This is a genomic window from Pseudomonas muyukensis (assembly GCF_019139535.1).
GTDB lineage: Bacteria > Pseudomonadota > Gammaproteobacteria > Pseudomonadales > Pseudomonadaceae > Aquipseudomonas > Aquipseudomonas muyukensis.
In genome coordinates, this window is the sequence record NZ_CP077073.1 from 949,710 (window position 1) to 973,982 (window position 24,273).

Below are 24,273 nucleotides of genomic sequence, written 5' to 3' on the forward strand. Positions count from 1 at the left end.
GGTGCTATCCTCGCCGGCATGAATACATCACTCCCCCTCAGCCTGATCGCGGCGCTCGCCGAGAACCGTGTGATCGGCATCGACAACTCCATGCCCTGGCACCTGCCGGGGGATTTCAAGTACTTCAAGGCCACCACCCTGGGCAAGCCGATCATCATGGGGCGCAAGACCTGGGACTCACTGGGCCGGCCGCTGCCGGGGCGCTTGAATATCGTGGTCAGCCGCCAGCCGGGGCTGCAGCTCGAAGGCGCCGAGGTGTTCGCCTCGCTGGAGCAGGCGCTGGTACGTGCCGAGCAGTGGGCGCGGGAGCAGGGTATCGATGAGCTGATGCTGATCGGTGGCGCGCAGCTGTATGCGCAGGCGCTGGAGAAGGGGCTGGTGAGCCGGATGTACCTGACCCGGGTGGAGCTGTCGCCGCAGGGGGATGCCTGGTTCCCCGAGTTCGACAACAGCCAGTGGCACCTGGCCTCGAGCGCGGCACAGGCTGAAGAGGGCAAGCCTGCCTATCACTTCGAGGTCTGGGACAGGGCTTGAGGTTGCTGGGGCTGCTGCGCAGCCCTCTGGCGACGCATGGCCGCTCCTACAGGGAATAATCGGAGCGGCGCAATTAAGCTGTAGGCGCCGGCTTTGCCGGCGAATGCGGCCTCAGGAATGGTTCAACTCGGCGTGCTCATCGCCGCCCAGCACCTGCTGGTCGGTCTGTTTGAGCAACTGGCTGGTGACCACGCCAGCGGTCATCGACCCATTCACGTTCAGCGCCGTGCGGCCCATGTCGATCAGCGGTTCCACCGAGATCAGCAGCGCCACCAGTTCCACCGGCAGGCCCATGGCCGGCAGCACGATCAGCGCGGCGAAGGTGGCGCCGCCACCGACCCCGGCGACGCCGGCCGAGCTGAGGGTGACGATGGCCACCAAGGTGGCGATCCACAGCGGGTCGAAGGTGTCGATGCCCACCGCCGGGGCGACCATCACCGCCAGCATCGCCGGGTACAGGCCGGCGCAGCCGTTCTGGCCGATGGTGGCGCCGAACGAGGCGCTGAAGCTGGCGATCGACTGCGGCACGCCCAGGCGCAGGGTCTGCGCCTCGATGCTCAGCGGGATGCTGGCAGCGCTGGAGCGGCTGGTGAAGGCGAAGGTCAGCACCGGCCAGACCTTGCGCAAGAAGCGCAGCGGGCTGACCCCGGTCAGCGCCAGGATCACCCCGTGGACCACGAACATCAGGCCCAGGCCGATGTACGAAACCACCACGAAGCTGCCCAGCTTGAGGATGTCCTCCAGGTTGGAGCTGGCCACCACCTTGGTCATCAGTGCCAGCACGCCGTAGGGGGTGAGCTTCATCACCAGGCGCACCAGGCGCATCACCCAGGCCTGCAGCACGTCGATGGCCGCCAGCGCGCGTTCGCCTTTGTCCTTGTCGTCCTTGATCAGTTGCAAGGCGGCAAGGCCCAGGAACACGGCGAAGATCACCACGCTGATGATCGAGGTCGGCTTGGCCCGGGCCAGGTCGCCCACCGGGTTGCTCGGCACGAACGACAGCAGCAGCTGCGGGATGTTGAGGTCGGCGACCTTGCCCGCGTAGTCGTTGTGGATGGCTTGCAGGCGAGCGCTTTCCTGGACGCCAGCCACCAGGCCCTCGGCGCTGAGGCCGAACAGGTTGGTCAGGGCGATGCCGATCAGGGCGGCGATAGCGGTGGTCAGCAGCAGGGTGCCAATGCTCAGCACGCTGATCCGGCCCAGTGACGAGGCGTTGTGCAGGCGGGTCACGGCGCTGAGGATCGAGGCGAAGATCAGCGGCATGACGATCATCTGCAGCAGGCCGACGTAGCCGTTGCCGACCAGGTCGAGCCAGGCGATGGTGGCCTTGAGCACCGGGTGGCCCGCGCCGTACAGCGTGTGCAGGACCAGGCCGAAGAGCACGCCCAGCACCAGGCCGAGCAGGACCTTTTTAGCCAGGCTCCAGTCGGTGCGGCGGGTTTGTGCCAGGCCCAGCAGCAGGGCCAGGAACGCCAGCAGGTTGAGTGACAGGGGCAGGTTCATTGAAGCTCCAGAAAAAGGCAGAAGAGGCATCGCCTCTGTGAGCGATTACGAACGGAAATGCTAACAGCCTGAAAACAAACGAATTTATACCCAAAAGTAATTTGCATAGTCGTTTATGGAATAACGACCTGTCGTTATTGGCAATCAACATGGCGTTTGCGGTTGCGTCGGGGTCGGTGTCGAGCGTCTGGCTGTCACGAATCGGGTCTAGGGTTGAGCGGCCACGTCTTTGGGAGAACTGCACATGATGTCTGCTCCGAGAATCCTCGCCGCCAGCCTGGCCTTGCTGCTCAGCGCCAACAGCTGGGCGGCCACCGAGCTCAAGCACTGGCCCGCCGAGGCCGCGAAACAGCTGGATGCGATGATTGCCGCCAATGCCAACCAGGGCAACTATGCGGTGTTCGACATGGACAACACCAGCTACCGCTTCGACCTTGAGGAGGCATTGCTGCCGTTCATGGAGAACAAGGGCCTGCTGAGCCGCGACAAGCTCGACCCTTCGCTCAAGCTGATGCCGTTCAAGGACACCGCCGAGCACAAGGAGAGCCTGTTCAGCTACTACAACCGCCTGTGCGAAGTCGACGACATGGTCTGCTACCCGTGGGTGGCCCAGGTGTTCTCCGGTTTCACTCTCGAGGAGCTGAAGGTCCAGGTCGATGAGCTGATGGCTTCGGGCAAGCCGGTGCCGGCGACCTACTTCGACGGCGACCAGGTCAAGACCACCGAAGTGCAGCCGCCCAAGGTGTTTGCCGGGCAGACCGAGCTGTACAACAAGCTGATGGAGAACGGCATCGAGGTCTATGTGATCTCGGCGGCGTCCGAAGAGCTGGTGCGCATGGTCGCCGCCGACCCCAAGTACGGCTACAACGTCAAACCGCAGAACGTCATCGGTGTCAGCCTGCTGCTCAAGGATCGCCAGAGCGGCGCGCTGACCACCGCGCGCAAGCAGATCAGCGCCGGGCACTACGACCCCAAGGCCAACCAGCGCCTCGAACTGACCCCCTACCTGTGGACCCCGGCGACCTGGATGGCCGGCAAGCAGGCGGCCATCCTCACCTACATCGATGAGTGGAAGAAACCGGTGTTGGTGGGTGGCGACACGCCAACCAGCGATGGCTACATGCAGTTCCACGGTGTCGACGTGAGCAAGGGCGGCATCCACCTGTGGATCAACCGCAAGGCCAAGTACATGGACCAGTTGAACGGCATGATCGCGAAGAACGCGGCGGCGCAGGCCAAGCAAGGCTTGCCGGTGACGGCGGACAAGAACTGGGTGATCGTCACGCCCGAGCAAATACAGTAATCGGTGTTGCTCCCTTCGCCGGCAAGCCGGCTCCTACAGGTCATGTGCCGACCCTGTAGGAGCCGGCTTGCCGGCGAAGAGGCCGGTACAGGCAATAAAAAAACCGGCGCACCAGGCGCCGGTTTTTTCATGCCTTCAAAGCCTCACAGCCCCTCGAGCATCGCCTTGTTGCGCACCGCGCCCTTGTCGGCGCTGGTGGCCAGCAGGGCGTAGGCCTTCAGCGCGGTGGTCACCTTGCGTGGGCGTACTTCGGCTGGCTTCCAGCCCTTCTTGTCCTGCTCGATGCGGCGTGCGGCCAGCTCGTCGTCGCTGACCAGCAGGTTGATCGAGCGGTTGGGGATGTCGATCAGCACCTTGTCGCCGTCCTGCACCAGGCCGATGGCGCCGCCTGCGGCCGCTTCCGGCGAGGCGTGGCCAATGGACAGGCCCGAGGTGCCGCCGGAGAAGCGGCCGTCGGTGAGCAGGGCGCAGGCCTTGCCCAGGCCCTTGGACTTCAGGTACGAGGTCGGGTAGAGCATCTCTTGCATGCCCGGGCCGCCTTTCGGGCCTTCGTAGCGGATGATCACGATGTCGCCGGCCTTCACTTCGTCGGCGAGGATGCCGCGCACGGCGCTGTCCTGGCTTTCGAAGATCTTCGCGGTGCCTTCGAACACCAGGATCGAGTCGTCGACCCCGGCGGTCTTCACCACGCAACCGTCCAGGGCGATGTTGCCGTACAGCACGGCCAGGCCGCCCTCTTGCGAGTAGGCGTGCTCGACGCTGCGGATGCAGCCGTTTTCGCGGTCGTCGTCGAGGGTTTCCCAACGGGTCGACTGGCTGAAGGCGGTTTGCGTAGGGATGCCGGCCGGGCCTGCCTTGAAGAAGGTGTGCACGGCTTCGTCATCGGTCTGGGTGATGTCCCACTTGGCGATGGCCTCTTCCATGCTGCGGCTGTGCACGGTCGGCAGGTCGGTGTGCAGCAGGCCGCCGCGGGCCAGCGAGCCGAGGATGCTGAAGATGCCGCCAGCGCGGTGCACGTCTTCCATGTGGTACTTCTGGATATTCGGCGCCACCTTGCACAGCTGCGGCACCTTGCGCGACAGGCGATCGATGTCGCGCAGGTCGAATGCCACCTCGCCTTCCTGGGCGGCGGCCAGCAGGTGCAGGATGGTGTTGGTCGAGCCACCCATGGCGATGTCGAGCATCATGGCGTTCTCGAACGCCTTGAAGTTGGCGATGCTGCGCGGCAGCACCGATTCGTCGTTCTCGCCGTAGTAGCGTTTGCACAGCTCGACGATGGTACGGCCGGCGGTGAGGAACAGCTGCTCGCGATCGGCGTGGGTGGCCAGGGTCGAGCCGTTGCCCGGCAGGGCGAGACCCAAGGCTTCGGTCAGGCAGTTCATCGAGTTGGCGGTGAACATGCCGGAGCACGAGCCGCAGGTCGGGCAGGCGCTGCGCTCGTACTCGGCGACCTTCTCGTCGCTGGCGGTGGAGTCGGCGGCGATGACCATGGCGTCGACCAGGTCCAGGCCATGGCTGGCCAGCTTGGTCTTGCCGGCTTCCATCGGGCCGCCGGAAACGAAGATCACCGGGATGTTCAGGCGCAGGGCGGCCATCAGCATGCCGGGGGTGATCTTGTCGCAGTTGGAAATGCACACGATGGCGTCGGCGCAGTGGGCGTTGACCATGTACTCGACGGCGTCGGCGATGATCTCGCGGCTGGGCAGCGAATAGAGCATGCCGTCGTGGCCCATGGCGATGCCGTCGTCCACGGCGATGGTGTTGAACTCTTTCGCCACGCCACCGGCGCGTTCGATCTCGCGGGCGACCAACTGGCCCAAGTCCTTCAGGTGCACGTGGCCCGGGACGAACTGGGTGAACGAGTTGGCGATGGCGATGATCGGCTTCTTGAAGTCTTCGTCCTTCATCCCGGTGGCGCGCCACAGGGCACGCGCGCCGGCCATGTTGCGGCCCTGGGTGGAGGTCTTGGAACGATAATCAGGCATGGAGCGCTCCTGGCGGCTTAATCAGGTCACTAATAGGGGAGTGAGCTTCTCTTGTCCTCATGCGCCGAGGGCCGGTTGCCACAGGCAAGGATGGGCGTCGAAGGACCGCGCGGGATCGCCGCAGGCTCGACCAGAGCTCATAAACCCGCCGGGGATGACTGGCGATGAATAGGCCGATTCTACACCGCTGGCGCGGTGAGGGAATGCAGATGTGCAGGCTTGGCGGGGAGTTTGCAGCAGGAAAGGGCCGCTCGGCGGCCCTTTTTGGCAGGGATCAGCTGTTTGGCAGCAAGCGGCAGGTGATGCTCTTGATGTAGCGGGTCTCGGCGATCGCCGGGTGTACCGGATGGTCCGGGCCCTGGCCGCCGCGTTCGAGCAACTGCAGGTTGCGGTCCAGGTGGCGGGCGCTGGTCAGCAGGATGTTGTGCAGGTCGTCCTCGGGCAGGTGCATCGAGCACGAGGCGCTGACCAGGATGCCGTCCTTGTTCAGCATGCGCATGGCCTGTTCGTTGAGGCGGCGGTAGGCCGCTTCGCCGTTTTTCAGGTCTTTCTTGCGCTTGATGAAGGCGGGTGGGTCGGCAATGATCACGTCGAAGCGCTCCTCGGCGGCCTTCAGCTCGCGCAGGGCCTCGAACACATCGCCTTCGATGCAGGTCAGCTTCTCGCTGATACCGTTCAGCGCGGCGTTGCGCTCGACGCCGTCCAGGGCGAAGCCCGAGGCATCCACGCAGAACACTTCGCTGGCGCCGAACGCGCCGGCCTGCACGCCCCAGCCACCGATGTAGCTGAACAGGTCGAGCACGCGCTTGCCCTTGACGTAGGGGGCCAGGCGCGCGCGGTTCATGCGGTGGTCGTAGAACCAGCCGGTCTTCTGCCCTTCGCGTACCGGGGCCTCGAACCTGACGCCGTTCTCTTCCAGCGCCACCCAGTCCGGTACTTCGCCGTAGACGGTCTCGACATAGCGCCCGAGGCCTTCGGCGTCACGGGCGGCGGAGTCGTTCTTGAACAGGATGCCGCTGGGCTTGAGCACCTGGACCAGGGCGGCGATCACCTCGTCCTTGTGCGCTTCCATGGTGGCCGAGGCCAGTTGCACCACAAGGATGTCGAAGAAGCGGTCGACCACCAGGCCGGGGAGCAGGTCGGAATCGCCGTACACCAGGCGGTAGCACGGTTTGTCGAACAGGCGCTCGCGCAGCGACAGGGCCACGTTCAGGCGGTGCACCAGCAGCGACTTGTCCAGGGGCAGCTTGGCGTCGCGCGACAGCAGGCGGGCGCAGATCAGGTTGTTCGGGCTCACGGCCACCACGCCCAGGGGCTTGCCGCTGGCGCTTTCGAGAATGGCCTGCTGGCCGGCCTTCAGGCCCTGCAGCGGGGTCGCGGCAACGTCTACTTCATTGCTGTAGACCCACAGGTGGCCGGCGCGCAGGCGGCGGTCGGCGTTGGCTTTGAGACGAAGGCTGGGCAGGGACATGACGTCGCTCCGGGAAAAAAGAGCGGGAGTATACCGCGTCGGCCCCGGATTCGCTGTCGCCTGCGACCAAGCGTGAGGTTATCGCTTCATCCTGTAGGGACCGCTCCTACAGGTCCGGTTGGGCCGGTCAGGAGGTGTATGCGAGCCGCGGGTGAGCGCACTCCATGCGGCGCTGCTGAAACCTGGGGCCGCTGCGCGCCCCATCGCGACGCATGCTGGCGAACCAGACGCCGCAGTGCATGGCACCGGCCTTGCCGGTGTTCGCCAGCAAGGCTGGCTCCGACAGCGCTAAAGAAATTCTTGGATCCAACGATCCACTGATAGTTACCCTGCCGGAGTACAGGGTTAGAATCCCCCGTCCCCAGCGAGAGTGCACGCATGTCCCAGGAACTTACCGCCGAACAGATCCAGCAAGCCCTGCAGGGCATTACCATTCCGCCGCAGCCGCAGATCATGGTCGACCTGCAGTTCGAGCAGTACATGCCCGACCCGGACCTGGAAACCATCGCCAAGTTGATCGCCCAGGACCCAGGCCTGTCCGGCGCCTTGCTCAAGCTGGTCAATTCGGCGCAGTTCGGCCTGGCGAATAAGATCGGTTCGATCCAGCGCGCGGTGAACCTGCTGGGTAGCCGTTCGATCATCAACCTGATCAACGCGCAGTCGATCAAGGGCGAGATGAGCGACGAGACCATCGTTACCCTCAACCCGTTCTGGGACACCGCCCAGGACGTGGCCATGACCTGCCTGACCCTGGCCAAGCGCACCGGCATCCAGGCGGTGGACGAGGCCTACACCCTGGGCCTGTTCCACGATTGCGGCGTGCCGCTGATGCACAAGCGCTTCCCCAACTACATGGAAGTGCTGGAGGAGTCCTACGCCAAGGCCAGCGATGAAGTGCGCGTGGTGGACACCGAGAACCGCGTGTTCAACACCAACCATTCGGTGGTCGGCTACTTCACCGCCAAGTCCTGGCGCCTGCCGGAGCACATCAGCGCGGCCATCGCCAACCACCACAACGCCCTGGCGGTGTTCCGCGACGAGTCCTCACGCAACACCCAGACCCAGCTGAAGAACCTGTTGGCGGTACTGAAGATGTCCGAGCACATCTGCGCCTCGTACCGGGTCCTGGGCAACCAGAGCGTCGATCACGAATGGAACATGGTCGGCCCGCTGGTGCTGGACTACATTGGCCTGACCGAATACGACTTCGAGCAGCTCAAGCAGAACATTCGCGAAATGGGCGGGCACTGAACCATGCCGGAACTACCAGAGGTCGAGACCACCCGGCGCGGTATCGCTCCGCACCTGGAAGGCCAGCGGGTCAGCCGCGTGGTGGTGCGCGACCGGCGCCTGCGCTGGCCGATTCCGGAAGACCTCGACGTGCGCCTGTCGGGGCAGCGGATCGTCAGTGTCGAGCGCCGGGCCAAGTACCTGTTGATCAACGCCGAGGTCGGCACGCTGATCAGCCACCTGGGCATGTCGGGCAACCTGCGCCTGGTCGAGCTGGGGTTGCCGGCGGCCAAGCACGAGCATGTGGATATCGAGCTGGAGTCGGGGCTGATGCTGCGCTACACCGACCCGCGGCGCTTTGGCGCCATGCTCTGGAGCCTCGACCCGCTCAACCATGAACTGCTCTTGCGCCTGGGGCCGGAGCCGTTGACCGAGCTGTTCGACGGCGAACGCCTGTTCCAGCTGTCGCGCGGGCGGTCGATGGCGGTCAAGCCGTTCATCATGGACAACGCGGTGGTGGTGGGGGTGGGCAACATCTACGCCACCGAGGCGTTGTTCGCCGCCGGTATCGACCCGCGCCGCGAGGCGGGCGGGATTTCCCGGGCGCGTTACCTGAAGCTGGCGATCGAGATCAAGCGCGTGCTGGCGGCGGCCATCGAGCAGGGCGGCACCACCTTGCGCGACTTCATCGGCGGCGATGGCCAGCCGGGGTATTTCCAGCAGGAGTTGTTCGTGTATGGGCGCGGTGGGCAGCCGTGCAAGCTGTGCGGCACCGAGCTGCGCGAGGTGAAGCTGGGGCAGCGGGCCAGCGTGTTCTGCCCGAAATGCCAGCGCTAGCGTCAGTACGGAGCCTGCAGGGGCGGCCTGATGGGAATCTGTAGGAGCCGGCTTGCCGGCGCAAGGGCCGAGGGCTCAGTAGCCTGTTGCTGACTGCCCCACGCCTCGCGGATCACTGGCCGCCTCCACGGTCCCGCCAGCCTTGTCCCAATACAGCACCTGCTGATTTCCATACTGGCGCCCGACATCCTTCAGCCGATACCCGCGCTCTTCAAGTTCGGCCTTCTGCCGTGCACTGAACGTCCCCGGCTCATGCTCCAGCACATCCGGCAGGTACTGATGGTGATAGCGCGGCGTCGCCGGCCACTCGGCCACTGGCCTGCCTTCGAGCAGACCCATGACCGATAGCAGCACCATGCTGGGTATGCGGCTGCCGCCAGGGGTGCCGAAGCTGGCGAACTGGCCGGGGCTTTCGATGAAGGTCGGGCTCATGCTCGACAATGGCCGCTTGCCCGCCGCCACGGCATTCGCCTGGCTGCCCGCCAGCCCGTAGCTGTTGCTGCCGCCAGGATCGGCGGCGAAATCGTCCATTTCGTTGTTCAGCACCAGGCCGGTGCCGGGCACGCTGAAGGCCGCGCCAAACGGCAGGTTGACCGACAGCGTGGCCGAGACGGCATTGCCCTGGGCGTCGATCACCGAGAAATGCGTGGTGTGGTCGCCTTCGCGCCAGGCCGGCGAGGGCGGCAGGGCGCTGCTCGGCGTGGCCTGGTGCACCTCGATACTGTCGGCCAGGCCGGTCAGGTAGTGCCGCGCCAGCAGGCGATTGACCGGATTGCTGACATAGTCCGGGTCGCCCAGCAGGCCGCGGTCGCGGTAGGCGCGGCGCAGCACCTCGACTACGTAGTGGCTGCGCTGCACCGGCTCGGCACTCTGCCAGGGCAGGCGCTGGAGCATGGCCAGGCTCTGGGCCAGGGCGATGCCGCCGGCCGAGGGCGGTGGGCTGCTGATCAGCTCGCGCTGCTCGGCCAGTGGGTAGCGCAACGGCTCGCGCCAGGCGCTGCGGTAAGCGGCCAGGTCGTCCAGGGTCCAGATGCCGCCGGCCTGGCGCACGCCATCGACCAGGCGCTTGGCCAGCGGGCCGCGATAGAAACCGTCGCGACCGTGCTCGGCCATGCGCTGCAGGGTGGTGGCCAGCTCCGGCTGGCGGATCAGCGTGCCCAGGGCCGGTACGTCATTGCCGGCGAGGAACAGCCGGGCGCTCTCGGCGTCGTCACGCAGGGCGTTCAGGCGCATGGTGGCGCGGTCGCGGTAGATGCGGTCGACGGCAAAGCCCTGGTTGGCCAGGCGAATGGCCGGGGCCAGGCTGTCCTTGAGCGGCAGCTTGCCGTGGGTGGCGGCGAGGTCGGCCAGGGCCTGGGGCAGGCCGGGAATGGCGGCCGCCAGCGGGCCGTTGATCGACAGGCCCGGCTGCACCTTGCCGTCCTTGAGGTACATATCGGCACGCGCAGCGGCGGGCGCGCGCTCGCGCGCGTCGAGGAAGGCATAGCGCGGCGTGTCGCCCGCTTCGCGCAACAGGAAGAAACCGCCGCCGCCCAGGCCCGAGCCATAGGGCTCGACCACGGCCAGTGCGGCGCTGATGGCCACCGCGGCGTCGAAGGCGTTACCGCCCTGCTGCAGGATGTGCTGCGCCGCCGCGGTGGCTTCGTGGTGCGGGCTGGCGATCGCCGAGCGGCCCGGGCCTGCGGCCAGGGCACCGCTGGCCAGCAGCGCCAGGACGGCGCCGAGGGCTACGCGGCGTATTGCGGCGACGAACGGCATCAGGCCTTGCCGGTGATCCGGCGGTACTTGGCCATCAGCTCGTCTTCGGTTTCCGGGTGGGCTTCATCCAGCGGGATGCAGTCGACCGGGCAGACCTGCTGGCACTGTGGCTCGTCGTAGTGGCCCACGCACTGGGTGCACAGGTTCGGGTCGATCACGTAGATCTCTTCGCCTTGCGAGATGGCGGCGTTCGGGCACTCGGGTTCGCAGACGTCGCAGTTGATGCAATCGTCGGTGATGATCAGGGACATGGGGACTCCGGCCTGGGCGTCGGGCCCGGGCATGTTTCAAAGCGATGGGGGCAATTGTGCCGGATTCGCGCCCGCAGTGCACGCGGGCGCGACATCCTGCCCCGTGGCTTACTTGCGGAAGCGCTCGGTCAGCGCGTCGGCCACCGCCGGGTGGACGAACTTGGTGATATCACCACCCAGCGCGGCGATTTCCCGGACCAGGGTCGAGGAAATGAACGAGTAGCGCTCCGATGGCGTCAGGAACAGGCTTTCGACGTCCGGCGCCAGCTGGCGGTTCATGTTGGCCAGCTGGAACTCGTACTCGAAGTCGGAGACCGCGCGCAGGCCACGCAGGAAGACATTGGCGCCCTGCTCCTTGGCGAAGTGCGCCAGCAGGGTGGAGAAGCCGATGACTTCGACATTGGGCAGGTGCTTGGTGACCTCGCGGGCCAGCTCGACCCGTTGTTCCAGCGGGAACAGGGGGTTTTTCTTGGGGCTGGCCGCCACGGCGATGATCACGTGGTCGAACAGCCGCGAGGCGCGTTCGACCAGGTCGCCATGGCCTTTGGTAATGGGGTCGAAAGTACCCGGGTACAACACTCGGTTCATCGCGTCATCCTGGCTGGAGTGCGTTGGGGAGTCGGATGGTAGCGCAGCGATTGCGCCCGGCCAAGTCGCGTGGCCGGCCGATGGCACTATAGACAGTACGGCCATTGGCTGTCATGCGCGTGCTGCCAGGCGGCCGATCAGCGCGTCACTGAGCCGCGCGGCCAGGGCATACACCGATAATTGCGGGTTGGCGCCGATGCTGGTGGGGAACAGCGAACCATCGTGGATCGACAGGTTTTCCAGCTGGTGGTGGCGGCCGAGGCTGTCGCACACGGCCTGGCGCGGGTCTTCGCCGAGGGCGCAGCCGCCCATCACATGGGCGCTGCCCAGGCGCATGCGCAACAGTTGCAGGGGCAACTGGTCGATCATCACCTGGGCTTGCCCGAGCGTGTCGACATAGCGGGCGTCGCCGTGCACCGGCAACACCCTGCGGGCACCGGCGGCGAACTGGATCTGCGCCATGCTGTGCCAGGCGCGACGCAAACCGTCGCGCAGGTAGTCGGTCACCGGGTAGTCGAGCACGGGCGAGCCGTCGCCGCGCAGTTCCACCTGGCCGCCGGGGCTGTCGGGGTGGAAGCCGTCGCGCAGCAGCGCCAGCATCACATGGGTGTGGGGCAGCTCGGCCATGCGCAGGGCGTTGTCCTGGCCATGGCCGCCCAGCAGGGTGCTGGCCAGCGCCGGGTGCAGCGGCGGCACCTCGAGCTTGTAGCCGACCGGACCGGTGACGCCCGCCTGCCATTGGAACTGGTCGCTGTAGATCGACTGCGGGGCGCCGTAGTAAGGGTCGATGCGTGCCCCGAACTGCGCGGCGCTGAAATTGACCAGGTGCAGGAAGGTGCGTTTGCCCAGGCGCTGGTGCGGGTCTGGCGCCTGGGAGCGCAGCAGCAAGGCCGGGCTGTTGATGCCGCCGCCGGCCAGCACGTAGTGGCGGGCACGCACGCGCACCTGGCGGCCGCTGGGCTGGATGCCCTGGGCGTCGAGGGCCTGGCATTGCAGGTGGTCGATGCGCTGGCCGTCGTGGCTGAAACGTTCGGCGCGGGCCAGGTAGAGCAGCGCGCCGCCGTTGTCCAGGGTGGCGGGGATGCTGGTCACCAGCATCGACTGCTTGGCGTTGACCGGGCAGCCCATGCCGCAATAACCCAGGTTCCAGCAGCCGCGCACATTGCGCGGGATCACCGCCCAGCGATGGCCGAGGGCCTCGCAGCCACGGCGCAGCACGTCGTTGTTGGCGTTCGGCGGCAGCGCCCAGGGGCTGATGCCCAGGCGTTGCTCCATGCGCGCGAACCAGGGTGCCATGGTGGCACTGTCGAGGCCTTCGACTGCGTGTTCCCGGGCCCAGTGCTCCAGGGTCTGGGGTGGGGTGCGAAAGCTCGAGGTCCAGTTGACCAGGGTGGTGCCGCCCACCGCCCGGCCCTGGAGGATGGTGATGGCGCCATCCTTGCTCAGGCGCCCGAGGCCTTCCTGGTAGAGGTCGGCGTAGGCCTGGTTTTCCAGCAGGTGGAAGTCGCTGCTGGTTTTCAGCGGGCCTTCCTCGATCAGCAGCACCTTCAGCCCGGCGGCGCTGAGCAGCTCGGCAGTGGTGGCGCCGCCCGCGCCGCTGCCGATCACGGCGACGTCGGCCTCGAGGGTCTGGTCCTGCTCCAGGCGTGAACCGTCATGGGTGATCCAGCCTCGTTCGAGGCCTTGGCGAAACGGGTCTGGCACGGGCATGGGCTTCTCTCTGGCAGCTATCGGGTGGTTGAAACCATGGGCGCGATGAGTCAGATCCTGGGTGGCCCGGGGTAGCCGCAGGCCGCCCAGGCTTCGGGGCGCTCGTACCAGGCCATCAACAGCAATTGCAGCAACGACGCATGTCCCTGGCGCAGCAGGTCCAGTGAACTGTCGCGCCAGCGTTGCAGAAACGCCTCGACCTGCGTGGCGTCAGCGCTTGCCCAACTGCCCCAGACCCCGGTCAACGGCCCGCGGGTCAGGGGCAGGCTCAGCACATCGAACAATTGCCGGCTGAGCTTGAGCATGGCCGGCGACAGTGCTGCCAGCTTGTGGTCGAGGCTATGCAGCACCAGCTCGGGGGCTGCCTGGGTGCCGGCCAGCACCACCGGGATCAACGCCCGCAGCAGCGCCAGGTCGTCCTCGCGCAGCGCGTGGTAGCCGCTCGCGGGCGTCTGCTGGGCGCACCCGAGCAGGCTGGTGGCGCCCAGGAACAGCGTGGCGCCCATGCCCAGGCGCAGCAGCTCGCGGCGCTGCATCAGCGGATGAACAGCTTGTAGACCAGGCGTTGCAAGGCCTTGCCATAGGGTGGGTAGATCAGCCGGGCCGCATTGATGCGCTGCTTGGCCAGCACCGCCTTGGCCTTGCTGAAGGTCAGGAAACCCTCGTGGCCATGGTAGTGGCCCATACCCGACGGGCCGATGCCGCCGAACGGCAGGTCGTCCTGGGCCACGTGCAACAGGGTGTCGTTGAGGCACACCCCGCCGGAGTGGGTGTCGCGCAGCACCCGCGCCTGCTCGGCGCGGTCGTAGCCGAAGTAGTACAGGGCCAACGGCCGCGGGCGCTGGTTGATGTAGGCCAGCGCCTGGTCGAGGCTGTCGTAGGGCACCAGCGGCAGCAGCGGGCCGAAGATCTCCTCGTGCATCACCTGCATGTCGTCGTTCACCTCAAGCAGCAGGTGTGGCGGCAGGCAGCGGCCCTGGCGGGGCTCGTCGGGGTACAGGTCGAGCACCTGGGCGCCGCGGGCGCGGGCGTCGGCCAGCAGGTGCTCGAGGCGCTGCAACTGGCGTGGGTTGATGATGCGGGTGTAGTCAGGGTTGTCGGTAACCCGCGGGAACTGCCGGCGCACGGCGCGCTGGTAGGCCTCGGCGAAGGCGCCCAGGCGGTTGCGCGGCACCAGCACGTAGTCGGGGGCGACGCAGGTCTGCCCAGCGTTGAGGTGCTTGCCGAAGGCGATGCGTTCGGCGGCGGTGTCCAGGGGCACCTGCTGCGAGACGATGGCCGGCGACTTGCCGCCCAGCTCGAGGGTCACCGGGGTGAGGTTGTGCGCCGCGGCCTGCATGACATGGCGGCCCACGCCGGTGGCGCCGGTGAACAGCAGGTGGTCGAAGGGCAGGCGCGAGAAAGCCTGGCCCACCTCCACCTCGCCCAGCACCACGCTGACCAGGTCGGCGGGGAACACCCGCTCGAGCAACGCCTTGAGCAGCAGGCCGGTGGCCGGGGTGGCCTCGCTGAGCTTGAGCATCACCCGGTTGCCGGCGGCCAGGGCGCCGGTCAGCGGGCCGATGGCGAGAAACAGCGGGTAGTTCCACGGCACGATCACCCCCACCACCCCCAGCGGCTGGTACAGCACCTTGGCGCTGGCCGGCTGGAACGCCAGGCCCGCGCGCCGCCGTGATGGTCGCATCCAGCGCTGCAGGTGGCGCTCGGCATGGCGCAGGCCCTGCACCGAGGGCAGCAGTTCGGCGATCAGGGTCTCGTCGCGGCTGCGCCCGGAAAAGTCGCTGTCGATGGCCGCGATCAGCGCTTGCTGCTCATTCACCAGGGCTTCGCGCAGGCTTTTCAACCACTGCCGGCGTTGCGCGGCCGGCGGCATGGGGTTGTCGACGAACGCCTGGCGCTGGGCGGCGAACATCGCCTCCAGCCCGAGGTCGGATGCAACAGGAGGTGGGGTGGTGATCGAGGTCATGGCGCGGACACCCGTGGCTGGAAGTGAATAGAGCCTATACTCTAATTCTTTCCAGGGAGAGTGTTTTTTCTGCCAGATCAACGGACATTCGTGCAGCCCGGCCCTGACGTTACCGGGCAATAGCCCGTAAGATGCCCCATCACTTGAACGCCCGGAGACTGGAGCTGAGCATGGCCCCGCGCATGAAGACCCGAGAGCGCATCGTGCAGAACAGCCTGGAGCTGTTCAACCAGCAGGGCGAGCGCAGTGTCAGTACCAACCACATTGCCGCGCACATGGAAATTTCGCCCGGCAACCTGTACTACCACTTCCCCAACAAGCAGGCGATCATCGCCTTGCTGTTCAGCCAGTACGAAGAGCTGGTCGACAGTTTTTTGCGCCCGCCCCAGGGCCGCGTCGCCACCGTCGAGGACAAGCGTTTCTACCTCAAGGCGCTGCTGGCGGCGATGTGGAACTACCGTTTCCTGCACCGCGACCTCGAGCACCTGCTCGACAGCGACCCAGAGCTGGCCGCCCGCTACCGGCGCTTCTCGCGGCGCTGCCTGCAGCAGGGCCAGGCGATCTACCGTGGTTTCGTCGAGGCCGGGATCCTGGCCATGGAGGCTGCGCAGATCGAATCGCTGACCATCAATGCCTGGATCGTGCTGACCTCCTGGGTGCGTTTTCTCAGCACCACCCGCGAGCATAGCGCGCACCTGGGCGAGGAAGCGTTCAAACGCGGCGTGTACCAGGTGCTGGTGCTGGAGCTGGGGTTTGTCACCCCGGCCTCGCGCGGTGCGGTGGATGCCCTGTGCGACGAGTTCCACGTTCCCTTCAACCAGGCCCTGGAGCACTAGCCAGGGCCATCGAGCCACCTGTCAGGAGATTGTCATGCCCCTTGCGCAACTGATCACCCCGCAGCAACTGGCCGAGCGCCTGGACGCGCCCGGCCTGGTGATCCTCGATTGTCGCTTTGCCCTGGAAGATGTCGACTACGGCCAACGCAGCTATGCCCAAGGGCATATCGCCGGGGCGCACTTCGCCGACCTGGAACGCGACCTGAGCGGGCCGGTGGTCAAGGGCCGCACCGGGCGGCACCCGTTGCCAGACCCGCACCGGCTGGTCGAGCGCCTGCGCGAGTGGGGGCTGGACGACGACAGCCAGGTGGTGCTCTACGACGACGGCCCAGGGGCTTATGCCGCCCGTGCCTGGTGGTTGCTGGCCTGGTTGGGCAAGCGCAGCGCGGTGTTCATCCTCGATGGCGGGCTCAAGGCCTGGCATGCCGCGCACCTGCCGCTGAGCCTCGACCCGCCGCCACGGCGCGAGGGCACGTTCAGCGGTGAGCCAGACATGAAACTGTTGGTCGACGCCGAGCACCTGGCCAAGCGCCTGGGCGACCCGGCGCTGACCTTGATCGATGCCCGCGGGCTGCCGCGTTTTCGTGGCGAGGTGGAGCCAATCGACCCGGTGGCTGGGCATATTCCGGGGGCGCAGTGCGCGGCGTTTACCGACAACCTCGGTGCCGACGGGCGCTTCCTGCCGGCCGTGCAACTCAAGCAGCGTTTTGCCGAAAAACTGGGCGATCGCTCGCCGGAGCAGCTGGTGGCCTACTGCGGCTCGGGCGTGACCGCTTGCCACAACCTGTTCGCCCTGGCGCTGGCGGGCTATCCGTTGGGGCGGCTGTACGCAGGTTCCTGGAGCGAGTGGATCAATGAGCCGCAACACCCCGTGGCGACCGGCGACTGACCTGGACCTGTAGGAGCCTTGCTGGCGATGCAAGGCGCAGCCTTGCCAGCAGGCCCATTCACCAGCAAGGCTGGCTGCTGCAGAGTCACCGCCCCTGCAGCAGCCACTGTGGAATCCGTCGTTCCAGGTAATACCCCGGGTTACGCAGGCTGCCGTCCACGAAGCCAACGTGGCCACCCCGGCTGTGCAGTTCGAACTGCGTCCCTGTGGCCAGCTCATTGGCACTCGGCAGGCTGTGGCCGAACACGAATGGATCGTCGCTGGCGTGGATGATCAGCGTCGGCGTGCGGTTTTCGCCCAGGTAATAGCGGCTTGAGGCCCGCCGGTAGTAATCGTGGGCGTCGTTGAAACCATTGAGCGGCGCAGTGACTCGCCCGTCGAAATCCCAGAACGTGCGCAGGTTGCGCAGCGAGCCAAGGCGTTCGAGCGCGGCCAGCCCTTCGTGGTGGCCCTGGTCGCGAAAAAGCCGCTGCTTGTTGTGCACGTAGCCACGCATCTCGCGCATGAAATGCGCCTGGTAGACCTTCGAGAAACCCTGGCCGATGCGGTCGGCGCACTGGTCCAGGCGAAACGGCACCGACACTGCCACCGCCGCCTCCAGCAAGCTGGCCGAGCCACTTTCCCCCAGGTACTTGAGCAGTACGTTGCCGCCCAGCGAGTAACCCACTGCATACAGCGGCGCCAGCGGTCGCTGGGCGCGCAGGTGCCGGAGGGTCTCGGCCAGGTCTTCGCTGGCGCCGGAGTGGTAGCTGCGTGGCAGCAGGTTGGGCTCGCCCGAGCACCCGCGCCAGTTCAGCGCGACGCTGGCCCAGCCGTGCGCCTGCAGCGCTTGCTGCAAGCCTTTGACGTAGGGCGAGTGGGATGAGCCGGTCAGGCCGTGCAGTACCAGCACCAGCGGTGCGTCAGGCCGGTGCGGGCCGTGCCAGTCGAGGTCGAGGAAGTCGCCGTCAGCCAGCCACAGGCGTTCGCGTTGGCGTGGCAGGTCGGGGAGTTTGCGCCACAGTGGCCCCCACAAGGTTTGCAGGTGGGGGTTGGACAGGCCGGTGGCCGGGCGGAAGGTGGCGCTGAGGCTGGACATGCTGGGGGCTCGTGTTGTGCCCGCCTAGAGTGCCATGAAACAGCGCCACTGTACCTGCGCTATTGGTCGGCTGTCGGCAAAGGCGGCAGGGGGGCCTGGTCCTGCGAGGGCCCGGTACTCACCGCGACGATGGCCTCGAGGTCAAGATGGCGCAATGCGTGGCGAACCTCTTGTGCCGTGAGGCGGGTGAGGTTGTCGACGTACGTGGACAGATGGTCATCCGCCAAGCCCTGGCGCCCCATCTGGGCCAGCAACTGGGCCAGCGACTGGTTGCGAGCGACCTCGCGCAATCGCTGGCCGGCCAGTTGCTGGCGGGCCAGAACCAGTTCCGACTGGGTTGGGCCGTCGACGATGAATTGCCTGAGCACATCGGTCACCAGCGTTTGGGACGCGTCGTTGTAGCGCGCGTCGATCTCCCACTCGATGGCCAGTATTCCGCCGGCCTGCAAGGGAACCAAGGTGGACCGCACATCGTAGGTCAGCCCGCGCTGCTGACGCAGCACTTGCATCAACCGTGACTCGAGCCCGACGCCAAGCACCTGGTTGGCCAGCACAAGGGCGGGATAGCCTGGCGCGTCCGGCAACAGCGGCAAGGGCAACGCCAGCAGCACGGTGTTACTGATGCCGGCTTGTTCCACGTGGATGATTTCCGCCTCTGGTGCCGGCAATGGCTCGGCATCGACTGCCGCCCAGCCTTGTGGCAGGGCCCGACAGATACGCTCGGCCAGGGCCTCGGCCTGGGGCCTGGACAGGTCGCCAACCAGCGAGATCTGCAGGTTGGTGGCGCTGTAGGCTCGTTTGTGGAAGGTCCTGACCGCGTCGCCTGTCACCGCCTCAAGCCCTGCTTGCGTGGCGCCCATGGCGTGGGCGTAGGGGTGGCCCTTGAACAGGTGCTGGAAGGTTTCGTGGCGAATACGCGGTCGCGGCGATGCATCTTGCCCAGCCTGCGCTGTCGAAACCTGGCGCCTGATACGCTCCACGGCCGCGTCGCTCAACGCCGGTTGCGCCACCATCGCGATCAGCAGGTCGACCGCTGGCGCCAGCACCTCGCGGTCGGCCAGGCTGCGCAGGCTCACGCTTGCATATTCGGCGCGCAGCCGCTTTTCGACGTTGACGCCAAGGCTATCGAGGCGCTCGTTGAACTGCTGGGCATCCATTGCCTGGGTACCTTCGTCCAGGGTGTAGAGCGTCAGTGCGGCCAGCCCCGGGGTGTCGCCATCCTGTGTCCGACCTGCCTTGAAATCCAGCACCAGGTCGACCAGCGCAAGCTCATGGCTCGGCACGAACCTGACGGCTGTCCCTGTCTCGGTGTGCCAGTGCTGTACGTGCTTGCTGAGCTGTTCGGTCTGGTTCAGGTCAAGGCCGTGGGTCGAGCTGAACTGCTCGGGGATCAGGCCCGCGCCGGCCTGGGTCGGTTCGCTGCGAGTGGCGTCATGCATGGGCGTGCTCCTTGCGTTGCAGGTAAGTGATGGTCATGCGCTCGGGGGTTAGCCAGGTTTTCGCAGCCGCTTGCAACTGCTCGGCGCTGATGTGTTCGACCAAGTGTTTTTCCTGGCCCAGCCGTTGTGGGTCAAACCCGCTGGCGGCGGCTTCGCCAATGACCTGTGCCTGTTTCTCGATGTCGTCGCCGGTGAAGGCCTGCTGGGCGAGCAGGCGAATCCGTGCGCGCTTGAGTTCCTGCGCTGTGGGAGGGCTTTCCTGCAACAGGGCGATCTGCTCCAGTACCCGCTGGCCGGCGGCATGCACGCTGGTTCCAGGCGAGGTATAGGCAGTCAGGGTCCATAGACCGTCACCGCGACTCAGATGGTCGTACTGCGCACGCACGCCCAGCAATTGCTCTTGCTCGGTGACCAGTCGGCGGATCAGGCGCGAACTGTTGCCTTCGGCCAGCAAATGGCAGATCAGCCGCAGTGCGTGGGCCTGCTCAGGGACTGTGGCGGTCGTCAGGCTGGCGGTGTTGAAGCTGATCAACAGGCCATTGCGCAGGCCCGGTTGGGTCAGCGTCTGCTCGCGGGGGGAGAGTACGGCGGGTGTTCCAGGGCGAACCACGGGCGGCATCGGCTGCGCCGGGATGGCATTGAAATGGCGCAACACCATGCTTTTCAATCGCGCCAAGGTGGTGTCGCCGACCACCACCAGGGTTGCGTTGTTCGGCCGGTACCATTGGCGATGCCAGGCGCGGATGGCGTGCGTGGTCATTTGCGCAAGGTCTTCGCGGTGGCCGATCACAGGGGTCGCATAGGGGCTGGTGCCATGGGCCAGGGTCAGATGACGTTCGTACGCCAAGCCCAAAGGCGAGTTGTCGACCTGGGAGCGCCGTTCGGCCATGACCACGGCCAGCTCACGGGTAAAGGGCTCTTCGCCCAGTGTCGCGCTGGCCATGGCGTCGGCCATGGCTTCCAGGGCAACCTCCAGGCGTGAGGCGGGCAGGGTCGCGGGGAAGTAGGTGGCGTCGTGGCTGGTATAGGCGCCGGATGTACCACCCAGGCGGCTGATCAGGCGCGAATACTGGCCGGGGGCGAGTTTGCTGCTGCCTTCGAACATCATGTGTTCCAGCAGGTGAGAGAGCCCGGACTGGCCGTTGGGTTCATGGCTGGCGCCCACGTGATACCACAATTGGGCGCAGGCCAGCGGGGCGCGATGGTCCTCGCGCAGGTACACCGTAAGGCCGTTGTCGAGGGTGAAGTGCTGCAGCGCTGACGTGGCAGCCGCTGGCGGAGAAAGGGCGGGCATGGCGTGAGTTGCTCCGTTGAGGCGATATGCCGGAGCAGTGTCATGCTGCTGAGCTGCCCGCCTGCGTTACATATGTCTGCAGGCGGGGAGTTTGTGCCTTAGCCGCGTTGCCACAGGGCGTAATGCACCTGCCCGGTCTTTTTCTCGCGGTGCAGGCGCCAGTTGCCCGGCATCGGCAGCGAGGAAGGGGACGCCTCGCTTTCGGTGTAGATCCACGCCTGCTCGCGCAGCCACTGGCCTTGTTCCAGCAGGTTGCAGGTGTTGGCCAGCAGGTCCTGGTGGAACGGCGGGTCGAGGAACACCACGTCGAACTGCTGCTTGGTCAGGCCTTGCAGGTAACGCAGGGCGTCGCTGTGCAGGATCTGCCCGCGCGGGCAGCGCAGCAGCTCCAGGTTGTGCTTGAGGTTGGCGATGGCCGCTGGGTTGCTGTCCAGCGCCACGGCGTCTTGCGCGCCGCGCGACAACGCCTCGAGCACCAGTGCGCCGCTGCCGGTGAAGGCATCGAGCACCCGGGCGCCCTCGATGTAGGGCGCCAGCCAGTTGAACAGGGTCTCGCGCACGCGGTCGGGGGTCGGGCGCAGGCCTTCGCCTTCCGGCACGGCCAGGCGGCGGCTGCGCCACTCGCCGGCGATGATGCGCAGCTGGCCGGGGCCCTTGCTGGCGCCCGGGGCCGGGCGCGCGGTGGGGGTGGATCTTGGCATTAGTGCTCCGGTACGCCGAGCGGCTGCTCGGCGGGTTTGTCAGTGGGGGCCGGCAGCGGCTGTTGCGCCACCTTCGGGCCGACGGTGACGATCACCAGCTGGTCCGCCGCGAGGTGCTTGTTCATCGCGGCCTTGACCTGCTCGACGGTCAGCGCCTGGGACTGTTGCATGAAATCTTCCAGCCAGCTCAGCGGCAAGTTGTAGAAACCGATCGCGCCCAGTTGGCCGACGATGCTGGCGTTGCTGGCATTGGACAGCGGGAAGCTGCCGGCCAGTTCGCGCTTGGCGTCGTCCAGTTCCTGTTGCGTGGGGCCGTTCTTCAGGTACTCGGCGAGGATGTCCTGGACCAGCTTGAGCGTGCCTTCGCTGAGCTCGGCGCGGGTCTGCAGGTTGATCATGAACGGGCCGCGCACCTGCATCGGGCTGAATACCGAGTATACGCCGTAGGTCAGGCCGCGCTTCTCGCGCACTTCGCTCATCAGCCGGGTGCCGAAGGCGCCGCCGCCGAGGATCTGGTTGCCCAGCGACAGGGCGGCCCAGTCCGGGTCGTTACGGTCGATGCCCAGCTCGGCCAGCATCAGGTGGGTCTGCTTGGACGGGAAGTCGATGTGGGTCACCCCCGGCTTGGGCTCGACCGGCTGCTCGGGCTTGGCCAGGGCCTGGCCCTTGGGCAGGCCGGCGGAAACCTGGGCGGCGATGGCCTCGGCCTCGGTGCGGCTCAGATCGCCGACCAGGGCGATCACCGCGTTGCCAGCGGTGTAGGCCTTGGCGTGGAAGGCGCGCAGTTGCTCCAGGGTGATGCCGGGGATGGTCTGCGCGGTGCCGTCGCTGGGGTGGGCGTAGGGGTGGCTGGCATAGAGGTTGGCGAACAGCGTCTTGCCGGCGATCTTGCCCGGGTTCTGCTTCTCGTACTCGAAGCCGGCGAGCATCTGGTTCTTGATGCGCTTGAGGGCGTCCTCGGGGAAGCTCGGCTTGCCGACCACCTCGGTGAACAACCTGAGCGCCGGCTCGCGCTTGTCGGCAACGCTGAGGCTGCGCAGCGAGGCCACGGCCATGTCGCGGTAGGAGCCGTTGCCGAAGTCGGCGCCCAGGCCTTCGAAGCCCTCGGCGATGGCGGTCACGTCCTTGCCGGTCACGCCCTCGTTGAGCATGGCGTTGGTCAGGGCGGCCAGGCCCGGGACGCTGCCGTCCTGGCTGCTGCCGGCGGCGAAGGTCAGGCGCAGGTCGAACATCGGCAGCTCGCGGGCTTCGACGAACAGGACGCGGGCGCCTTCGGCGGTGGTCCAGTGCTGGATGTCCAGCTGACGGCGGCTAGGCGCCTTGCCGTCGAGCTCGGCCAGCGACTGCAAGGTATTGGCCGGGCGGGCGGCGGTGTCCGGCTTGGCGGCGTTGTCGGATTGGGCCGGGCGGGCCAGCAGTACGGCAACGGCCACCACCAGCACGATGATCGCCAGGCCGAACAGGGTGTAGCGCGGTGCGCTGCGATCACTCATGAGCGGACTCCTCGGGCAGTACATGGGCAACGCTCAGGCGTTCGCGGGTGAAGTAGGTGCGGGCGGCGGCCTGGATGTCCTGCGGGGTGACGCGCTTGAGGTCGTCGAGCTCGCTGTCGATCAGTTTCCAGGACAGGCCGACGGTTTCCAGCTGGCCGATGGTGGTGGCCTGGCTGCTGATGGAGTCGCGGTCATAGACCAGGCCGGCGATCACCTGGGCGCGTACGCGCTCGAGTTCTTCGGCACTGGGCGGGGTGGTCTTGAGTTCGTCGAGCAGTTGCCAGACGCCTTTCTCGACCTCGGCCAGGGTCTTGTGCTTTTGCACATTGGGCGTGGCCGAGATCAGGAACAGGCTGTCGCCGCGGGTGAAGGCGTCGTAGCTGGACGAGGCGCCGGCCACCAGCTCCTGGCCGCGCTCCAGGCGGGCCGGCATGCGGGCGCTGTAGCCGCCGTCGAGCAAGGCCGAGATCAGCCGCAGGGCGTTGACGCTGCGCGGGTCCTTGGCGGTGGCCAGGGCCGGGACGTTGAAACCGTAGATCAGGCTGGGCAGTTGCGTGCGCAGGTGCAGGGTCAACTGGCGCTGGCCGGGCTCGGCCAGCTCCAGCGGCAGTTTGCTCGGCGGCACGGCACGCTTGGGGATGGGGCCGAAGTACTTCTGCGCCAGGGCTTTGACTTCGTCGGGCTTGACGTCGCCGACCACCACCAGGGTGGCGTTGTTCGGCGCGTACCAGGATTCGTACCAGTGCCGCAGCTCCTCGACCTTCATGCGCTCGAGGTCGGCCATCCAGCCGATGGTCGGGGTGTGGTAGCCGCTGGCCGGGTAGGCCATGGCGCGGAACAGCTCGAAGGCCTTGGCGCTGGGCTGGTCGTCGGTACGCAGGCGACGCTCTTCCTTGATCACCTCGATTTCCCGGCTGAACTCATCGGCCGGCAGGCGCAGGCTGGCCAGGCGATCGGCCTCGAGCTCGAAGGCCACCGGCAGGCGGTCGCGGGCCAGCACCTGGTAATAGGCGGTGTAGTCGTCGCTGGTGAAGGCGTTTTCCTCGGCGCCGAGGTCGCGCAGGATGCGCGAGGCCTCGCCGGGGCCAACCTTGGCGCTGCCCTTGAACATCATGTGCTCGAGGGCGTGGGACAGGCCGGTCTGGCCCGGTGTCTCGTAGCTGGAGCCGACCTTGTACCAGATCTGCGAAACCACCACCGGGGCGCGGTGATCCTCGCGCACGACCACCTTCAGGCCGTTGTCGAGGATGAATTCGTGGGTGGGTTGCACATCGGCGGCCAAGGCCGCGAGCGGCAGGCACAACGTGCCGAGCAACAGGCCTGCGGCGCGGCGGGCTAGAGCATTCATACGGTGTTTAACCTGTTCGGCGGCCCGCTTGGGTTTAGCGTCGGCGGGCCAGGAGGTGC

21 protein-coding genes are annotated in these 24,273 nt (G+C 66.7%); 6 read left to right on the forward strand and 15 right to left on the reverse strand.

What is annotated here, in order from left to right:
- The first annotated feature begins 18 nt into the window (after positions 1–18).
- A complete protein-coding gene (locus KSS95_RS04365) occupies positions 19–534 on the forward strand; it encodes a dihydrofolate reductase (RefSeq protein ID WP_217851980.1) in 516 nt (171 codons plus the stop codon).
- A gap of 111 nt (positions 535–645) precedes the next feature.
- Here the strand turns inward: KSS95_RS04365 and KSS95_RS04370 are convergent, their stop codons facing one another.
- The gene (locus KSS95_RS04370) at positions 646–2,037 is read right to left on the reverse strand and encodes an L-cystine transporter (RefSeq protein ID WP_217851982.1); all 1,392 of its coding nucleotides are present in this window, start codon (positions 2,035–2,037) and stop codon (positions 646–648) included.
- Between the two features lie 247 nt (positions 2,038–2,284).
- Here KSS95_RS04370 and KSS95_RS04375 point away from each other — a divergent pair, with 247 nt between their 5' ends.
- The gene (locus tag KSS95_RS04375) at positions 2,285–3,340 is read left to right on the forward strand and encodes an HAD family hydrolase (protein WP_217853929.1); all 1,056 of its coding nucleotides are present in this window, start codon (positions 2,285–2,287) and stop codon (positions 3,338–3,340) included.
- A 143-nt stretch (positions 3,341–3,483) separates the two neighbouring features.
- Here the strand turns inward: KSS95_RS04375 and ilvD are convergent, their stop codons facing one another.
- Positions 3,484–5,325 carry a dihydroxy-acid dehydratase gene (ilvD, locus tag KSS95_RS04380; protein ID WP_217851983.1) on the reverse strand — a complete coding sequence of 614 codons (1,842 nt, stop codon included), beginning with the start codon at positions 5,323–5,325 and terminating at the stop codon, positions 3,484–3,486.
- Positions 5,326–5,599: 274 nt separating this feature from the next.
- Positions 5,600–6,796: a class I SAM-dependent rRNA methyltransferase gene (locus tag KSS95_RS04385; protein ID WP_217851985.1), complete on the reverse strand. Its 1,197-nt coding sequence runs from the start codon at positions 6,794–6,796 to the stop codon at positions 5,600–5,602.
- Positions 6,797–7,228: 432 nt separating this feature from the next.
- Between KSS95_RS04385 and KSS95_RS04390 the strand changes: the two genes are divergently transcribed.
- Positions 7,229–8,047 (forward strand): HDOD domain-containing protein, encoded by an 819-nt coding sequence (locus KSS95_RS04390; protein WP_217853930.1) that lies wholly within the window; start codon positions 7,229–7,231, stop codon positions 8,045–8,047.
- 3 nt (positions 8,048–8,050) lie between these two features.
- Positions 8,051–8,863 carry a bifunctional DNA-formamidopyrimidine glycosylase/DNA-(apurinic or apyrimidinic site) lyase gene (gene mutM / locus KSS95_RS04395; RefSeq protein WP_217851987.1) on the forward strand — a complete coding sequence of 271 codons (813 nt, stop codon included), beginning with the start codon at positions 8,051–8,053 and terminating at the stop codon, positions 8,861–8,863.
- A gap of 75 nt (positions 8,864–8,938) precedes the next feature.
- Here mutM and ggt read toward each other — a convergent pair whose 3' ends face one another.
- The 6 genes from ggt to KSS95_RS04425 all read right to left on the reverse strand — a co-directional run bounded on the left by ggt (position 8,939) and on the right by KSS95_RS04425 (position 15,136).
- Positions 8,939–10,621 carry a gamma-glutamyltransferase gene (gene ggt / locus KSS95_RS04400; protein ID WP_217851989.1) on the reverse strand — a complete coding sequence of 561 codons (1,683 nt, stop codon included), beginning with the start codon at positions 10,619–10,621 and terminating at the stop codon, positions 8,939–8,941.
- Positions 10,621–10,872 carry a YfhL family 4Fe-4S dicluster ferredoxin gene (locus tag KSS95_RS04405; protein WP_011531711.1) on the reverse strand — a complete coding sequence of 84 codons (252 nt, stop codon included), beginning with the start codon at positions 10,870–10,872 and terminating at the stop codon, positions 10,621–10,623. The genes ggt and KSS95_RS04405 overlap by 1 nt, the downstream gene beginning before the upstream one ends.
- Positions 10,873–10,980: 108 nt before the next feature.
- Positions 10,981–11,460, reverse strand: a complete 480-nt coding sequence (gene coaD / locus KSS95_RS04410; RefSeq protein WP_134691301.1) for a pantetheine-phosphate adenylyltransferase — start codon at positions 11,458–11,460, stop codon at positions 10,981–10,983.
- 111 nt (positions 11,461–11,571) lie between these two features.
- Positions 11,572–13,170 carry a GMC family oxidoreductase gene (locus KSS95_RS04415; RefSeq protein WP_217851990.1) on the reverse strand — a complete coding sequence of 533 codons (1,599 nt, stop codon included), beginning with the start codon at positions 13,168–13,170 and terminating at the stop codon, positions 11,572–11,574.
- Between the two features lie 50 nt (positions 13,171–13,220).
- Complete coding sequence (locus KSS95_RS04420; protein ID WP_217851992.1) at positions 13,221–13,706, reverse strand: twin-arginine translocation pathway signal protein; 486 nt, start codon at positions 13,704–13,706, stop codon at positions 13,221–13,223.
- Entirely contained in the window at positions 13,706–15,136 is a 1,431-nt protein-coding gene (locus tag KSS95_RS04425; protein ID WP_217851994.1) for a coniferyl aldehyde dehydrogenase, read from the reverse strand. Before KSS95_RS04425 ends, KSS95_RS04420 begins: the two co-directional genes overlap by 1 nt.
- Before the next feature lie 170 nt (positions 15,137–15,306).
- Between KSS95_RS04425 and KSS95_RS04430 the strand changes: the two genes are divergently transcribed.
- Positions 15,307–15,972, forward strand: a complete 666-nt coding sequence (locus KSS95_RS04430) for a TetR/AcrR family transcriptional regulator (RefSeq protein ID WP_217851995.1) — start codon at positions 15,307–15,309, stop codon at positions 15,970–15,972.
- Positions 15,973–16,006: 34 nt separating this feature from the next.
- The gene (locus KSS95_RS04435) at positions 16,007–16,861 is read left to right on the forward strand and encodes a sulfurtransferase (protein ID WP_217851997.1); all 855 of its coding nucleotides are present in this window, start codon (positions 16,007–16,009) and stop codon (positions 16,859–16,861) included.
- Between the two features lie 85 nt (positions 16,862–16,946).
- On the opposite strand, the gene KSS95_RS04440 is transcribed toward KSS95_RS04435, so the two are convergent.
- From KSS95_RS04440 to KSS95_RS04465, 6 genes are all read right to left on the reverse strand, one after another.
- The gene (locus KSS95_RS04440; protein ID WP_217851999.1) at positions 16,947–17,939 is read right to left on the reverse strand and encodes a hydrolase; all 993 of its coding nucleotides are present in this window, start codon (positions 17,937–17,939) and stop codon (positions 16,947–16,949) included.
- Positions 17,940–17,998: 59 nt separating this feature from the next.
- Positions 17,999–19,378, reverse strand: coding sequence for a M16 family metallopeptidase (locus KSS95_RS04445; RefSeq protein ID WP_217852000.1), 1,380 nt, complete (start codon positions 19,376–19,378; stop codon positions 17,999–18,001).
- The gene (locus tag KSS95_RS04450) at positions 19,371–20,672 is read right to left on the reverse strand and encodes a M16 family metallopeptidase (protein ID WP_217852002.1); all 1,302 of its coding nucleotides are present in this window, start codon (positions 20,670–20,672) and stop codon (positions 19,371–19,373) included. The genes KSS95_RS04445 and KSS95_RS04450 overlap by 8 nt, the downstream gene beginning before the upstream one ends.
- Before the next feature lie 98 nt (positions 20,673–20,770).
- A complete protein-coding gene (gene rsmD / locus KSS95_RS04455) occupies positions 20,771–21,373 on the reverse strand; it encodes a 16S rRNA (guanine(966)-N(2))-methyltransferase RsmD (RefSeq protein WP_217852004.1) in 603 nt (200 codons plus the stop codon).
- Positions 21,373–22,866 (reverse strand): M16 family metallopeptidase, encoded by a 1,494-nt coding sequence (locus KSS95_RS04460; protein WP_217852006.1) that lies wholly within the window; start codon positions 22,864–22,866, stop codon positions 21,373–21,375. Before KSS95_RS04460 ends, rsmD begins: the two co-directional genes overlap by 1 nt.
- Entirely contained in the window at positions 22,859–24,214 is a 1,356-nt protein-coding gene (locus KSS95_RS04465; RefSeq protein ID WP_217852007.1) for a M16 family metallopeptidase, read from the reverse strand. Before KSS95_RS04465 ends, KSS95_RS04460 begins: the two co-directional genes overlap by 8 nt.
- Positions 24,215–24,273: the final 59 nt, after the last annotated feature.